Origin of the sequence: Pseudomonas bohemica (assembly GCF_002934685.1) — a bacterium.
GTDB classification, from domain to species: Bacteria; Pseudomonadota; Gammaproteobacteria; order Pseudomonadales; family Pseudomonadaceae; genus Aquipseudomonas; species Aquipseudomonas bohemica.
Genome location: NZ_NKHL01000100.1, coordinates 31,216 through 46,039 on the forward strand (window position 1 = coordinate 31,216; position 14,824 = coordinate 46,039).

General features: G+C 59.7%; 10 protein-coding genes. 4 read left to right on the forward strand and 6 right to left on the reverse strand.

What is annotated here, in order from left to right:
* Window positions 1-29 precede the first annotated feature (29 nt).
* Window positions 30-2,123 carry a phosphate acetyltransferase gene (gene pta, locus CE491_RS09795; RefSeq protein WP_110948162.1) on the forward strand — a complete coding sequence of 698 codons (2,094 nt, stop codon included), beginning with the start codon at window positions 30-32 and terminating at the stop codon, window positions 2,121-2,123.
* 83 nt (window positions 2,124-2,206) lie between these two features.
* A complete protein-coding gene (locus tag CE491_RS09800; RefSeq protein ID WP_110948163.1) occupies window positions 2,207-3,115 on the forward strand; it encodes an acyltransferase in 909 nt (302 codons plus the stop codon).
* A gap of 217 nt (window positions 3,116-3,332) precedes the next feature.
* Here CE491_RS09800 and CE491_RS09805 read toward each other — a convergent pair whose 3' ends face one another.
* The 3 genes from CE491_RS09805 to CE491_RS09815 all read right to left on the reverse strand — a co-directional run bounded on the left by CE491_RS09805 (window position 3,333) and on the right by CE491_RS09815 (window position 5,754).
* Window positions 3,333-4,034, reverse strand: coding sequence for an OmpA family protein (locus CE491_RS09805; RefSeq protein WP_110948164.1), 702 nt, complete (start codon window positions 4,032-4,034; stop codon window positions 3,333-3,335).
* Window positions 4,035-4,143: 109 nt separating this feature from the next.
* On the reverse strand, window positions 4,144-4,788 hold the full coding sequence (locus tag CE491_RS09810; RefSeq protein ID WP_110948165.1) for an MBL fold metallo-hydrolase: 645 nt from the start codon (window positions 4,786-4,788) through the stop codon (window positions 4,144-4,146).
* 156 nt (window positions 4,789-4,944) lie between these two features.
* Entirely contained in the window at window positions 4,945-5,754 is an 810-nt protein-coding gene (locus CE491_RS09815; RefSeq protein ID WP_110948166.1) for a sulfite exporter TauE/SafE family protein, read from the reverse strand.
* 111 nt (window positions 5,755-5,865) lie between these two features.
* On the opposite strand from CE491_RS09815, the gene CE491_RS09820 reads away from it, so the two are divergent.
* Window positions 5,866-6,645 carry an AraC family transcriptional regulator gene (locus CE491_RS09820; RefSeq protein WP_110948217.1) on the forward strand — a complete coding sequence of 260 codons (780 nt, stop codon included), beginning with the start codon at window positions 5,866-5,868 and terminating at the stop codon, window positions 6,643-6,645.
* A 360-nt stretch (window positions 6,646-7,005) separates the two neighbouring features.
* Window positions 7,006-8,205 (forward strand): HD-GYP domain-containing protein, encoded by a 1,200-nt coding sequence (locus tag CE491_RS09825; RefSeq protein ID WP_110948167.1) that lies wholly within the window; start codon window positions 7,006-7,008, stop codon window positions 8,203-8,205.
* A 28-nt stretch (window positions 8,206-8,233) separates the two neighbouring features.
* Here CE491_RS09825 and CE491_RS09830 read toward each other — a convergent pair whose 3' ends face one another.
* From CE491_RS09830 to CE491_RS09840, 3 genes are all read right to left on the reverse strand, one after another.
* Window positions 8,234-10,993 carry a LuxR C-terminal-related transcriptional regulator gene (locus CE491_RS09830; RefSeq protein WP_110948168.1) on the reverse strand — a complete coding sequence of 920 codons (2,760 nt, stop codon included), beginning with the start codon at window positions 10,991-10,993 and terminating at the stop codon, window positions 8,234-8,236.
* A gap of 388 nt (window positions 10,994-11,381) precedes the next feature.
* Window positions 11,382-12,746 carry a DUF1329 domain-containing protein gene (locus CE491_RS09835; RefSeq protein ID WP_199885048.1) on the reverse strand — a complete coding sequence of 455 codons (1,365 nt, stop codon included), beginning with the start codon at window positions 12,744-12,746 and terminating at the stop codon, window positions 11,382-11,384.
* Between the two features lie 15 nt (window positions 12,747-12,761).
* The gene (locus CE491_RS09840) at window positions 12,762-14,684 is read right to left on the reverse strand and encodes a DUF1302 domain-containing protein (RefSeq protein ID WP_110948170.1); all 1,923 of its coding nucleotides are present in this window, start codon (window positions 14,682-14,684) and stop codon (window positions 12,762-12,764) included.
* Between the last annotated feature and the right edge of the window lie 140 nt (window positions 14,685-14,824).

Sequence of the window (14,824 nt, forward strand, 5' to 3'; positions counted from 1 at the left end):
CCTTGCACGCTCACCTTCGAGAAGCCCGCATGCAGACTTTCTTTATCGCGCCCACAGATTTCGGTGTGGGTTTGACGTCCATCAGCCTGGGGCTGGTGCGCACCCTGGAGCGCGCCGGGCTCAAAGTCGGCTTTTTCAAACCCATCGCCCAGCCTCACCCCGGCGACCTGGGGCCTGAACGCTCGACCGAACTAATCGCTCGCACCCACGGCCTCAGGCCGCCGAAGCCGCTGGGACTGGCCCATGTCGAGCGCATGCTCGGGGAAGGTCAGCTCGATGAGTTGCTGGAAGAAATCATCAACCTCTATCAAGAAGCATCGGTTGGCCGCGATGTGCTGATCGTCGAAGGCATGGTGCCGACCCGCAGCGCAAGTTATGCCGCGCGGGTCAACCTGCACATGGCCAAGGCGCTGGACGCGGAAGTGATTCTGGTCTCTGCACCGGAGAACGAGGTGCTGACCGAGCTTTCCGGCCGCGTCGAATTGCAGGCGCAGATGTTCGGCGGCCCAAAAGACCCGAAAGTGCTGGGAGTGATCCTCAACAAGGTGCGCACCGATGAAAGCATGGAAGCGTTCTCGGCGCGCCTGAAAGAGCACTCGCCATTGTTGCGCAGCGGCGATTTCCGACTGCTGGGCTGCATCCCGTTCCAGGCCGACCTCAACGCCCCGCGCACCCGTGATGTCGCGGACCTGTTGGGGGCCCAGGTCATCAACGCCGGTGACTACGAACAGCGACGCATGTCGAAGATCATCATCTGCGCGCGCACGGTGCTCAATACGCTGCAATTGCTCAAGCCGGGTGTGCTGGTGGTCACGCCGGGCGACCGCGACGACATCATTCTCGCCGTGAGCCTGGCGACCATGAACGGCGTGCCACTGGCCGGCCTTTTGCTGACCAGCGACACCCTGCCCGACCCGCGCATCATGGACCTGTGCCGTGGCGCGTTGCAGGCCGGACTGCCGGTGTTGTCGGTGAGCACCGGGTCGTATGACACGGCCAACCAGCTCAATCAGCTGAACAAGGAAATCCCGATCGACGACCGCGAACGCGCGGAAATCATCACCGATTTCGTCGCCAGCCACCTGGACGCCAACTGGCTGCATCAGCGCTGTGGCACACCGCGTGAAATGCGCCTGTCTCCAGCCGTGTTCCGTTATCAATTGATTCAACGGGCACAAGCGGCGAACAAGCGCATCGTCCTGCCAGAAGGTGCGGAGCCGCTCACTGTGCAGGCTGCGGCGATCTGTCAGGCGCGCGGCATCGCGCGCTGTGTGTTGCTGGCCAAGCCCGAAGACGTGCAGGCAGTGGCGCGCGCCCAGGGCATCGAACTGCCGCCGGGGCTGGAAACTCTCGACCCGGACGAGATTCGCGAGCGCTACGTCGGGCCGATGGTCGATCTGCGCCGAAGCAAGAGTCTCAACGCGCCGATGGCCGAGCAGCAACTGGAAGACCCGGTGGTGATCGGCACCATGATGCTGGCACTCGATGAGGTCGATGGTCTGGTGTCCGGGGTGGTTCATTCGACCGCCAACACCATCCGCCCGGCCCTGCAACTGATCAAGACTGCGCCGGGTTGCACGCTGGTGTCGTCTGTATTTTTCATGCTGTTCCCCGAGCAGGTGCTGGTCTATGGCGACTGCATCATGAACCCGCACCCGACGGCTCAGGAACTGGCAGAAATCGCCGTGCAGAGTGCCGATTCTGCCGTTGCCTTCGGCCTGTCGCCGCGGGTGGCGATGATCAGCTACTCCAGTGGCAATTCGGCCAGTGGCGAGGAAGTGGAAAAGGTTCGGGAGGCGACCCAACTGGCGCAGGAAACCCAGCGTGGTCTGTTGATCGACGGCCCGCTGCAATACGATGCGGCGGCCAACGAGAACGTAGCTCGGCAACTGGCACCGGAGAGTCCGGTGGCCGGTCGCGCCAACGTGTTCGTCTTCCCTGACCTGAACACCGGTAACACCACGTACAAGGCGGTGCAACGCAGTGCGGACTGCGTAAGCCTCGGCCCGATGCTGCAAGGTCTGCGCAAACCGGTGAACGACCTGCCGCGCGGGGCTCAGGTGGATGACATCGTCTACACCATCGCCCTCACTGCGATTCAGGCGGCGACCTTGCCTCGGTAAAGTCGGCCTGCAATACCCTTCACTCACAATAACGCCGCCGGAAATTAACCGGCGGCTGTCTTACCTCTGGAGTTCGGTCCCCCATGGATTTCCTGCCCGCCCCTTTGCGTGGTGTCATCGCCTCGCTGTTGTTGGCGCTCAATACGATTGTCTGCTGTACGCCATTGTTCATCGTCGCGATCTTCAAACTGTGCCTGCCCTTCCCCGCCGCGCAGAAGGTCACGGACTGGCTGATGAGCCACATCCACGAGGCCTGGATCAGCAACAACAATGCCTGGATGAACCTGCTCGGCCATACCCGCTGGCACCTGAGTGGCCTGGAAAGCCTGGACTATCAACACTCGTACCTGGTGACCAGCAACCATCAGAGCTGGGTCGACATCATGGTCTTGCAGTACGTGCTGAACCGGCGCATTCGTCCGCTGAAGTTTTTTCTCAAGCAGGAGCTGATCTGGGTGCCGGTGATCGGCCTGGCGTGGTGGGCGCTGGGCTTTCCGTTCATGAAGCGTTACAGCAAAGCGTATCTGGCCAAACATCCGGAAAAGAAAGGCAAGGATCTGGAAACCACCCGCCGCACCTGCGCGAAGTTTCGCAACAACCCGGTAGGCATATTCAACTTCGCCGAAGGCACGCGCTTCACCAAAGGCAAACATGCCCAGCAGAACTCACCGTTTCGCTATCTGCTCAAGCCCAAGGCGGGCGGAATTGCTTTCGTGCTGGATGCCATGGGTGAGCAATTGGAGTCCATCGTTAACGTGACCATCCACTACCCCGCCGGCCAGCCGGGTTACTGGGATTTACTGTGCGGCAAGGTTCGCGAGGTGGTCGCGCATTTCGAGCAAGTGCAGATCCCTCGGCAGTTCATAGGCAAGAGCTACGATCAGGACGAGGCGTATCGCGCCGAGTTTCAGCAGTGGATCAACCGCTTGTGGGAAGAGAAGGATGTGCTGCTGGGCGAGATGCATGAACGTTATCCGCGCAAATCCTCATAGAAATAGCAGGCACGGTGACCTGTGAAGTGAGCTTGCTCACGAAGCGGCCAGTACATTCACATTAGACGTAGGGCCTGGAAGTCAGCCTTCGTGAGCAAGCTCACTCCCACAGAGCTGCGGGTTGGCAGCCCAACAATGGCTCAGACAGCAGACACAAATCACCCCCAAAACAAAAACCCCGGCACAAGGGCCGGGGTTCGGGTGTTATACACCAAACTTACTGCTGCTGTTGATACTGCTGACCAGGAATCGGCTTGAGATTGACCTCGACCCGACGGTTCTGCGCGCGGCCGTTGACGTCGGCATTGCTGGCGATCGGCGAGTCAGGACCGGCACCGCGAACTGACAGGTGAGCAGCATCCACCCCTTGCGACGTCAGATAAGTCGCCACGCTTTGTGCGCGCTGTTGCGACAGATCCATGTTGTGCTGGCGGCTGCCGGTGCTGTCGGTGTAACCGACGATTTCAATCATGTTCTGGTTGTATTGCTTCAGGGAACCGGCAAGGTTGTTCAGAGGCGAATAGAAGCTGCTGGCAATCGCCGAAGAGTCGGTGGCGAAGGTAATGTTGCCCGGCATGACCAGCTTGATGTTGTCGCCTTCACGCTGCACTTCAACCCCGGTATTGGCCATGCTCGCGCGCAAGGCGGCTTCCTGCTTGTCGGCGTAATAACCGTATCCGGCTGCGCCCGCGCCGACCACAGCGGCACCGATCAGCGCTCCCTTGCCCCGGTTGTTGTGGTCGATGGCGGCACCGGCGACGGCACCGGCCAGCGCGCCCAGACCACCGTATTTGGCGGTCTTGCTCACGCCGCCGGAATTCTGCGCCTGCCCCTGATTGTCGTAAGGATTCTGCGTCGCGCAGCCAGACAAGACAGCGAGCGCGGTGGCAGCGATGATCGAACGGCGAATGGTAAACATCAAGGAAAGCTCCTGTATTGCTTGCTTTGGCGCAACGATCAAAACCGTGGCCATGTGCGCGGTTAGAGCATGACAGTAGTCAAAAATTCCTTAACGCCGCCTGAACGATTCACGCTCTTACGAAAGGGTTTTCGCGCATTTCATCGCCCAGGCGCGTGTCCGGCCCATGCCCTGTCACGACCGTCGCATCCTCATCCAACGTGTAAAGACGCTCCTTGATCGAGCGCACGATGGTCGCTTGATCGCCGCCCCATAAATCCGTGCGCCCAATCCCACGCTTGAACAACGTATCGCCAGCAATCAACAGCTTCGCATCCTCGAACCAGAAGCTCATCGACCCCGGTGTATGCCCCGGTGTGTGCAACGCCACACCGCATCCGCACACCAATTCCTCATCGTGTTCCAGCCAGCGATCCGGCGACGGGACTGGCACATAAGGCACACGGAACACCTGACACTGGGTCTCGAGGTTGTCCCACAGGAACTGATCTTCTTTATGCAGATGCAGCGTCGCCCCGGTCTTCTCTTTCAACTGCCCCGACGCGAGAAAATGATCCAGATGCGCGTGGGTGTGAATGATGCTGACCACCTTCAATCCGTGAGCTTCGAGCTTCGCCAGAATCAGCTCGGGATTGCCACCGGGATCGACCACGATCGCCTGTTTGGTGACCGGGTCGCCGATAATCGTGCAGTTACACTGCAAAGGGCCGACGGGGAAAGTTTCGCGGATGAGGTTGGTTTTGGTGGGTTGCATGAGGACCTGAACGCAATGAGTGAAGTGCGGGCGCTGCCCGGCCAGTCGATGGCCAAGGTTCCCCCGAAATCTGCGCCCATTCAACTCGTAGTTGCTTTAACACGCGCGCAACGCAATAGGCAGTGGCACCTGATGTGATGGCGAGTAAGCCTGATTTCACACCAAAACCATGCTCACCAGCACCACCGCCAACAATCCCACATATGCCCGCGCGTGCAGTTGATCCGGGATGCGTCCCACCCACCGAGCGGCCAGGCGCATTCCGAACCATGCGCCGAGGGTGAGTGCGGCGAAAGCGCCGAGATTGACGTAACCGATGTATCCCGCCCCCAACCCTGTATTGCCCAAACCGGTCAGCATATAAGTCGCCGTGCCGACCACCGCCACGGGCAGGCTCAGCGGGTTGGCCATGGAGGTCGCCTTGGTCATGCTCAAGCCGCAGCGGCGCAGCAAAGGAACGGTCATTACACTACCGCCTACCCCCAAAAACGTTGCAATGGCGCCGATGGCGATACCGCCTGGCCCGACGCTCCAGCGGCTCAGGCGATGCGGCTCGCCCTCAAAGGTCGATGAGACGAATCCGCGTCTGCACAGGCAATCGACGATGGTGATTGCCAGATAAACGACAAACGCCACGCGCAATGCTGCACCGCTGACAAATCCTGCTGCTACGGCGCCGACCAATGAACCGGCGGCGATGAAACCCGCCAAGGGCCACAGCCAGGCCTTGAGCAGGGTTCCGGCACGGGCTGATCGACGGGTGCTGAGGGCGGCGTTGACGATCATCACACACGTGGAAGTCGCTACGGCCACGTGCATGGCAGCTTGCTCGGCCAGCGCGCCACCCGCACCACTGATCAGCACCCCATAAAGCACCGGCACGACGACGAAGCCGCCACCAAAACCGAACAGCACCGTCGTCACGCCGGAAAAGCCGCCGAACAGTGTCAGAAGTAAATAGATCATCGCGCCAAGCCCTTGAAGAAGATGCGCAGACGATAAACAGGTCCATCAGATTGAGCTTGAGGATTCAGGCCATTCATGTTTGTGTTTCGGCCAGACTCTGAAGGGACCGCCATGCGCAATATCTCCATCGACACCCTCGACAGCACACCGCGCCCGGTCGTGGCGATTGGCAACGACTACGCCGATGGGTATCTGTTGCGCCGGCATCATCACCGGCGCGCGCAGTTGCTGTACGGCTCGACGGGCGTGATGAAGGTCTCCACCGAACAAGGCGACTGGGTGGTGCCGCCCCAGCAAGCGGTGTGGATTCCTCCGGGCCTTGCGCATGAGGTGCTGATGCTCGGCGTGAGTACTCGCAGCCTGTACATCGAGCCCACCGCGGTGCCGCTGTCGCGGGATGACTGCGAAGTGATCGGCGTCTCGCCCCTGCTACGGCAGCTACTGATCGAGGCCGTGGAAATGCCGCTGGCGTATGACCCTCAGGGCCGCGACGGGGTGCTGATATCGCTGGTGCTGCTGGAGATCGAACAGGCGCGAGCGCTACCCTTGCACATTCCATTGCCTGACGAGCCGCGCTTGCTCGCTCGCTGCCAGGGCTTTTTGCAATGTCCGGACATTCATCAGTCACCGCTGGACTGGGCTCGGGATCTGTTCGTCAGCGAGCGCTCGTTCAGTCGCCTGTTTCGCGAGCAGACACAGATGAGTTTCGGCCAATGGCGACAGCAGGCCTGTGTGGTGCTGGCCCTGTCACGACTGTCTGCTGGCGAGTCGGTGACCCGCATTGCGATGGACCTTGGTTACGAAAGCCACGCAGCCTTTTCGACCATGTTTCGGCGTTTGGTGGGCTGTGCGCCCAGTCACTATTCCAGTGTTCAGGCTGCCGAGCGTTAACGGTGCTGTGGCATGAAGCCATTTTCGACGCCGTAGTTTTCTTCAATGTCGCTGACGGTTTTGAGTTCGCTTTTTGCACTCGATCGAGTGGTTCCCGCCATCCAAGCAAAGCAATTTGTCGGATAAATTTTCCTAAACCTTCGCCGGCGTCCGAATCGTATTCTCTAACCTTATGTTTAACAGGATAAAAACAGAAAAAACCGGCTGTTCAAGCCTGTTGTTTGAATGATGTATTTTTCAAAAACCCGCTCATATACTGGCACTACGCAACCAGTGAGAGGTGTAGCGTTCGAGACGATAAGAAGTCGACTCGATGACCCCGCAAGGCAGCCCAGGCCCAAAGCGAAACGAGCAGGCTCCATGCTAAGAAAAATCGCGGTTTCCGATCTAACGTTGGGTATGTACATCCACGAGTTCTGTCGTCCACGAGTACACGATCCATTCTGGACCCAGCACGTAGAGCGCGAATTGCGCGACGAGGCGGTTCTGCATCGCATTCAGGAATCGACGCGCGAAGTGTGGATCGACACTCGACGCGGCAAAAGCCCCACTGTGCAGGTACACATCCTGGCTGTTGCCTCGAGAAGTGTCTGCGACACCGACACTACCCCTGCCAGCATGGAGAAAGAGCTGGCTCGCGCCAGATTGATCTGCGGCCGTGCAAAAGATGCGGTCATGAAAATGTTCACCGATGCCCGCATGGGCCGCGCGATGAACGCCCAGGATGTCGACCTTCTGGTTGAAGAAATTTCGACTTCGGTCATGCGCCATCCTCACGCGCTGATCAGCCTGTCGCGTCTGAAAACGTCCGATGAATACACCTACATGCACTCGGTCGCGGTCTGCGCGCTGATGGTGGCGCTCGCGCAGCGAATGGACCTGAGCGAAGAACAGGTCCGCGAAGCGGGGGTTGCCGGGTTGATGCACGATGTCGGCAAGATGAAGATCGCGCCAGCGATCCTCAACAAAGCCGATCGCCTCACTTACGACGAATACGAAGTCATGAAACACCATCCGCAAGCGGGGCTGGAAATTCTGCAAAACTGCCAGCAAGTCACCCATGCTGTTCGAGATGTGTGCCTGCATCACCACGAGAAAGTCGATGGCAGCGGTTATCCTCACGGGCTCAAAGGTGAAGAAATCAGCCTGTTCGCCAGGATGGGGGCGATCTGCGATGTCTACGACGCCGTCACCTCGGACCGTCCCTACAAAAGGGGCTGGAACGCCGCGCAATCCATTCGCGAGATGGCGTCATGGAAAGGCCATTTCGACGAAACGATCTTCCAGCACTTCGTCAAGACCGTCGGCATCTATCCCGTCGGTGCGCTGGTGCGCCTGAAAAGCGAGCGTCTGGGCGTGGTTGTCGAACAAGGCGAAAAATCGCTGCTGCATCCGAAAGTGAAGGTTTTCCTGTCCACCCGAACCCGAATCGCTTTCGAGCCGGAAATCATCGACCTTGCCAGTTCCGACGAACAGGACGCGATCGTCAAGTTCGAGCTGGCCAAGGACTGGGGTGTGCAGGGTGTGGAGACTATGTGGGCGGGGGCGGCGGCGCTCTGAGCAAGCAATTTAATGCCCAAATCACGATTTACCCCAACAACCCCAGCTCCTGCGCTCGCGCCACGGCCTGCGTTCTGCGCTCTACGCCAAGCTTGCTGTTGATGTGACTGGCGTGGGTTTTGACCGTGTGCAGCGAGATGAACAACCGTTCGCTGATTTCCTGATTGGAGCAACCCTGGGCGATGAGTTGCAGAACGCCGAGTTCACGCGCGCTGAGGGCTTCGCCGCCGGGACAGGGAACGGGGTCGCTGTTTTCTCGCGCGCAAGGCGGTTCTTTTCCAGTGTCGGGCGGCAGCTGATTGAGCAGATAGTCCACGAGTCGGCAGCGCGGGCGTTTGAGCAGTTGCTCGCGTAGCCACTGCGGATGTTGGCGGACGACGCCGAGCAATGGCAACACAGCGCCGCCCATTGCGCTTTGAAGGCTGCGATTGAGCAGGGTTTGCGCTTTGGTTCTGTCCTGCGTATCAAGCGCGAGCAAGATGTGCTGGCTGAGGGCATTCAGTCCCATCAGCCCGGCATCGATTTGTTGGGCGTGCTCTTCCAATCGCGTCAGGCGCTGGGCAGAGTCTTCGACCCGGCCCTGAATCTTGTCGAGCATGGCGCTCAGCAACTCGATGTGCTGCGGCAGCTGCGGCATGCATTCGGGCGCCGCGGCAGGCTGATCACCGCCGTAGGTCTGCCCCAGCCGCAGCAGCCAGGCATCCGCCAGATCAATCCGCCCCTGCGCCAGCCACAGCTCGCATTTGGCCAGGGTGATCATCGCCAGGTAATAAACCGGTGGCACATCCCAGATATGCATCAGGCGTTCGGCCTCGGCCAGTTCGGCGAAGGACTCGGCGAATCGCCCTTCCCGGCCTTCAAGCCCGGCGATGACGCAATGACCGATCAATACGCTGATGTCGCGACAGGCTCGCGCTTCGGCCAGACCGGCATTGAGCCGAGCGCGCCCGGCTTCGGGCTGCAGGCACTGAACGAGCAGATAACCTTCGTATAACGTCAGCCGCGCGCGCACCGCGTAGAGTCGTTGCGACGACAGCCCGTTCAACCGACGCAACCCCTGGCGCACCTCCTCGAGCGAGCGCAATGCCTCACCGCGAGCCTGTAACGTGCGCGCCCGGTCGTAATGCGCCAACGCTTCGAACAGCGGGTTGGCGACTCTTTGCGCCAATTCCAGAGCATCGCGGTTCAGCGCCCTGGCGCGCCACAGGTCACCCTCGGCCAGCGCCAGATTGGCCAGCGTCGAGAGGCACAGCAGGCGCTGCCCATAGCGTTTCTGCGGCAGGCTGGCCAGCGCCTCGCTGCAATAACGGTGGGCGGTTGCGCTGTCGCCGCGCCCCCGGGCGATGATGCCGCTGAGCGCCAGCCACTGCGCCAGCATGGATTTCTGCGCCGTGGCCGACGGCGCGGGCAGGAAGCGGCTCAGATGATTGCCCAACTCCTCGGCGGCATCGAGCTGACAGGCAAGCCCCAACGCCCACGCATACAAGACGATCAGACGTGGCGTGCTGATCAGCAGGCTGTCGGGCAGGTCCATCTTCCAGCGCAGCAGCATGCCGACGTTCTGTTCGGCCAGCAGCTGTTCTTCGGAAAGGTTTTGCACCAGATTGGCAGCGACGTCGTGGTGGCCGGCGCGCAATGCCTGTTCGATCGCCTCATCCAACAAACCTTGTTCACTGAACCATCGGCAAGCGTTCAGGTGCAGGCGCCTTTGCTGGGGCGCAACGGTGCTGCCCGCCCGCGCCCGCAACAGGTCGGAAAACAAATGGTGATAGCGGAACCAACGCCCACTTTCATCCAGCGGCACGAGAAACACCTGATGCGCCTGCAGGAAAGCGAGCATTTCAGCACTGTCGTGGCCGTCGCGGGCCGCATCGCACAAAGCACTGCAGAAGCGCTCCAGGCAGGCCGTTTCATATAAAAAGACTTGAACGTCGGCGGGCAGGCAATCGATGACTTCTTCAAGCAGATAGTCGCGAATCAGACCCTCGCCGCCGTTGAGTTCCTGAGTCAGGGTATTGCTGCCAGCCTCGGCAGCGGTGAGCAGCCAGAAACGCAATCCGGCGACCCAGCCCTCGCTGCGTTGCAGCAGGGTGTGCAGTGCTTCCTCGGTCAGCGAGCTACTGTGCTGATCCAGCACCGCGATTGATTCGTCGTCAGTCAGGCGCAGGTCCTGTTCTGACAGCTCAAGCAGTTGCCGCGACAGGCGCAGCCGCGCCAGATGCCAGTCTGGACGTTGACGGCTGGTGACCATGACGATCATGCCGGCCGGCAGATGGTTAAGCAGAAATTGAAGGCAGCGATCAAGCACCGGGCCTTGCACGAGGTGGTAGTCGTCCAGCACCAAAAGCAGCGGTTTGCTCAACATCAGGTGCATCGCCAGCTCGTCGAGCAGGCTGTCGAGCCACTCTTCGAAGGCAAATGGCTGATGCCGCTGACGCATTTTCAACAGGCCCAGCGCCTGATTGCCAAGCTGAGGGAAGAATTGTTGAAGGCCGGAAAGAAGGCGTTCGAGGAACTTGCCGGGATCGCTGTCACGCTGGCTGAGGCCGAGCCAGAGGTTTTGCCACTGGTCGGGCAGGCTTTCGCAGAATTCCACGGCCAACGAACTCTTACCGAATCCGGCAGGCGCACTGACCAACAGCAGACGCCCGGACAACCCCACGCTCATCCGCTCGCACAGCCTGGTCCTGCGCACGTAGCCCTCTGGCAGGGGTGGGCGGAAGAAACGTCCTTCCAACGCAGTGACTGCGTGATTTGCGATTCCTTGCAAACGCGACAGATCAGTCATGGCCGGCTCTTGTTAGAAGTGCTTGTTATTCGGCGTTCAGATGTCGGGAGACTAGCGGCTATGTCAGAGCTTTTGAAGAATGTTCGACGAAAGACTGTAAGAAAACATATCCGATCAACAAGGCGAATGTTGCTTTATATGTTTGGGGAGATTTAGCTGCGGACACATTACCGATGCAGGAGTGAGCCTGCTCACGAAGGCTGACGTCAAGAACCTTCATCCGCTCACTCCCACAGGCCGACCAGGCCGGTCATAAAAAACCCCGACGAATCGGGGCGCTTCTTCTTGCGACTATGGGGTTCAGCCATAGGATAAAGCGGCGCAGTACAACGGGTGCTCGATTGCTGTTATCAACGGTGCACGGCTCTGCGCCAATTCAAAAGCTGGATCAGCGCACGCCTTCCTGGCGCAAGGCGTTAGGTGAGAAGTCGCTGGTAGTGGCAGTGAAGCCGAAGTCGTAAGCGCTCTTCTCTTCGTTCTTCATGCCCAGTGCCAGGTAACGGCCGGACTGCAAGTCGTACAGCGTTTCCACTGCATACCACGGTACTTGCTTGTCGTAGTAGTTCTCAGCGTGAGCTTCGGCTACGCGCCACAGTTGGCCACGACCGTCGTAGTGATCGATCACCGCCGCCTGCCAGGTGTCTTCGTCGATGAAGAAATCACGCTTGGCATAAATGTGGCGCTGACCTTCCTTCAGGGTCGCGGTCACGTGCCAGACGCGACGCAGCTCATAACGCGTCAGGTCCTGGTTGATGTGGCCAGGTCTGACGATGTCGGTGTACTTGAGCTTCGGATCGTCCAGCTTGTAGCTGTCGGAGGCGATGTACATCTCCTGTTTGCCGATCAGTTTCCAGTCATAGCGATCCGGTGCGCCGTTATACATGTCGAGGTTGTCGGAGGTACGCAGGCCGTCAGCTGCAGTACCCGGACCGTCATAAGAGACCTGAGGCGCCCGACGCACGCGACGCTGACCGGCGTTGTAAACCCACGCAGAGCGAGGCTCCTTCACCTGATCGAGGGTTTCATGTACCAGCAGTACGGAACCGGCCAGACGCGCCGGAGCGGTCACCTCCTGCTTGAAGTAGAACAGGATGTTGCCTGGGTTCTTCGGATCGAAGTCTTTCATCTTGTCGCGAAAAACGAACTGATCCTGGAAATACACAGGGCTGAATGACCCGTTGGTTTGCGGCGTGACCTGCACCACCAGACGCTTCACGCTGCCACCGCGATAACGGGTGATGTGGTTCCAGATCACCTCAAGACCGCTTTGCGGAATCGGAAACGGCACCGCCGTCTCGAAATTCTCCAGCCCGTTGCCACCCGAGACCAGCCTGGTGTTGGTGGCGTTCTTTTTGATGGCAGCGAACACGTCGGCCGGCACTGTCGCGCCACGGTGGGAAGGGTAGACCGGCATCTTGAAGGAATCCGGATAACGCTTGAACATCGCGTATTGACCCGGTGCCAGATTGTTTTTGTACTGCTCAACGTTCTGCGCGGTGATGGTGAACAACGGCTTTTCATTGGCGTAGGGGTTCGCCAGAAAACCTTTGCTGTCGACGGCACCGGCATTGGTCGCGATCGGGCTCCAGGCGGGGATGGTATTGGCAGCGTTGCCAGCCTTTTCGGCGCCCATTGGCGTCAGCGAGGTGCCCAGTTTTGCGGCTTCAGAGTCGGACACCGCAGCCATCACCCCGGTCGCCAGCAACGACAGACCCAGCAGGCCGACCTGCAACAGACTTTTTGTTATTTTCATTTCCATGGTCGTTCCTTAGAAGTTCATACCGAAGCTGAGGGCTACGAAGTCGCGGTCATCCACCGTGGTGTACTTGCCGTCGAAGAAATTGGTGTAGGAAAGGTTGGCGGTGTAAGTGTTCTGATATTCCGCCTCAACACCCAAGCTAATCGCTTTGCGACCTTCTTCGAAGTTACCGCCGGGACCTGGCGAGTAGCCGTCGACGTCGTGGGACCAGGCCACACTTGGCTTGAGGTTCACCCCGGCGAACACGTTGTTGTAATCCCAGATGGCACGGGCGCGATAACCCCACGAATCGGTGGTGGTGAAGCCGTCGTTCTCACAGTAGCGGCTCAGGTTGTTCAGCGGCGCGCCAACCAGGGTGCTGGCGTTGAGGGCAGTACACTGGCCGTTGGGCAGCGGACCTGGCCCATAACTCGGGTCACGGCCATAACGCAATTTGGAGGTGCTCTCCAGCCCGCCGACGTGAGTCCAGCCTACTTCGCCGACCACAGTCAGTCGCTCGGCACCCATCACTTGATCGAAGAAGTGGGTGAAGGTGGTCTGCGCCTGACTGATTTCCTTGCGGCGATAGCCTTTCTGATCCTGACCCGGCGCGCCTTGCAGCAAGGCAGCGCTAGGGTTCAGCGGGGTCAGGCCCGAGTACAGAATGTCGGTGGTATTGAGCTGCACCGGCGCATTCGGGCGATAACTCAATTCGCCGCTCCATGCGGTCCCTGTCGGCAGCGTGGTCGAGAAGCTCAGACCGAACAGATGTATGTCTTCCGGGTATTCGACGTAGTAGCTGGAGTTGCCAGCCACCACCACTGGCAGCAACGTGGGTGCCAGGCTGGTGGCGACACCCAGCGGCACACCTCGGCCCACCAGCCCCCCGACCAGACCCGACGCGCTATAGGCGCTGGCTGGCCCGCCCTTGCCGCTGAAGATCGGCAAGCGGCTGTGGTAGTTCATGTAATAAGCGCCGAACTCGGTGTCCAGCGGCTCGAAGTTGTAGTGCATGGCCAGGCCGTACTGGCCGCTGTCGCGGGCGTCACGGTCAGGACCACGGGCAACCACGGCGCCCTCGTCAGGGTTGCCGAAGTTCACCCCACGCGCCGCCAGCGTGGCTTGCACTGGCGCGCGCAGCGCCGCAGGCAATGCGGAGTTAAGGCTGTTGCGAGTACGCAATACCGCGAGGTTGTTGGAGCAATCATCGGCGATCACGTCAGGTTGAGAAAAGAAGGTGCCGCAGTTGTCGACGACGGTCTGGTCCCACTCCAGCTGGTAGAAACCTTCGGCCGAGAGGTTTTCGGTCAGGTTCTGCGACAGGTAGAACATGTTGACCGGAATCAGGCCCTCCTTGATTTCCGAACCGGGACGACGGAATGCCGAGACGTCGATCGGGTTGATGCTGTTGATGCCACCGCCGATGAACGTACTCTCACCCCAGTTGACCACCTGCTTGCCCAGACGCACCGAGCCCGGTTCATCGCCGATGGAGTAGTTGTGGTAGACGAACGCGTCGAGCAGTTCGAAACCTGAAGACTTGGCGGCCTCCTTGCGGCCCGAGTCACTGATGTCCTTGAACTCGCGGCCTTCATCCTTGAGTTCGAAGTCGTACCAGTATTTGCCCCGCAGGAATACGCCGGTGTCGCCGTATTTGAGCTCCAGATCGTGAATGCCCTTGAAGATCTTCGAAAAGGTTTCCCCACTTTTGAAGTTCAGGTGGCCGTCATCGGAGGTCTGGGAAAGGCCGTGTCCGCCGTTGTTCGAACCGATCAGGTTCTTGTTGGCGTTCTCGGTGGACCAACTGGCGCCTATGGAGAGCGACGAGTCGAAATTACCTTCGATTTCACCGATGTTGAAACTGACGCCGAATGCAGGACCGGCGAGCGTGGAAGCGAGGCTGACGGCCAGAGGCAGTTTTGCCCGGCGCCAGAACAGGTTTGCTGATGTCATCGACGCTACTCCATGTGCTTTTATTTTTATGGCAGTGGGTGCTTCCAGAAACGACTCAGGCGGATCGATCCGCAGTGCCTGGGTGTCAACGCGTTTCGGGCAACCCATGTAAAGCTGCGAAGCGAAACGGCGTTTTTCTC

Bases quoted from the DNA above. Each gene is read 5' to 3' on its own strand.
- pta (WP_110948162.1), top strand. From the start codon at position 30: ATGCAGACTTTCTTTATCGCGCCCACAGATTTCGGTGTGGGTTTGACG.
- CE491_RS09800 (WP_110948163.1), top strand. From the start codon at position 2,207: ATGGATTTCCTGCCCGCCCCTTTGCGTGGTGTCATCGCCTCGCTGTTG.
- CE491_RS09805 (WP_110948164.1), bottom strand. From the start codon at position 4,034: ATGTTTACCATTCGCCGTTCGATCATCGCTGCCACCGCGCTCGCTGTC.
- CE491_RS09810 (WP_110948165.1), bottom strand. From the start codon at position 4,788: ATGCAACCCACCAAAACCAACCTCATCCGCGAAACTTTCCCCGTCGGC.
- CE491_RS09815 (WP_110948166.1), bottom strand. From the start codon at position 5,754: ATGATCTATTTACTTCTGACACTGTTCGGCGGCTTTTCCGGCGTGACG.
- CE491_RS09820 (WP_110948217.1), top strand. From the start codon at position 5,866: ATGCGCAATATCTCCATCGACACCCTCGACAGCACACCGCGCCCGGTC.
- CE491_RS09825 (WP_110948167.1), top strand. From the start codon at position 7,006: ATGCTAAGAAAAATCGCGGTTTCCGATCTAACGTTGGGTATGTACATC.
- CE491_RS09830 (WP_110948168.1), bottom strand. From the start codon at position 10,993: ATGACTGATCTGTCGCGTTTGCAAGGAATCGCAAATCACGCAGTCACT.
- CE491_RS09835 (WP_199885048.1), bottom strand. From the start codon at position 12,746: ATGAAAATAACAAAAAGTCTGTTGCAGGTCGGCCTGCTGGGTCTGTCG.
- CE491_RS09840 (WP_110948170.1), bottom strand. From the start codon at position 14,684: ATGACATCAGCAAACCTGTTCTGGCGCCGGGCAAAACTGCCTCTGGCC.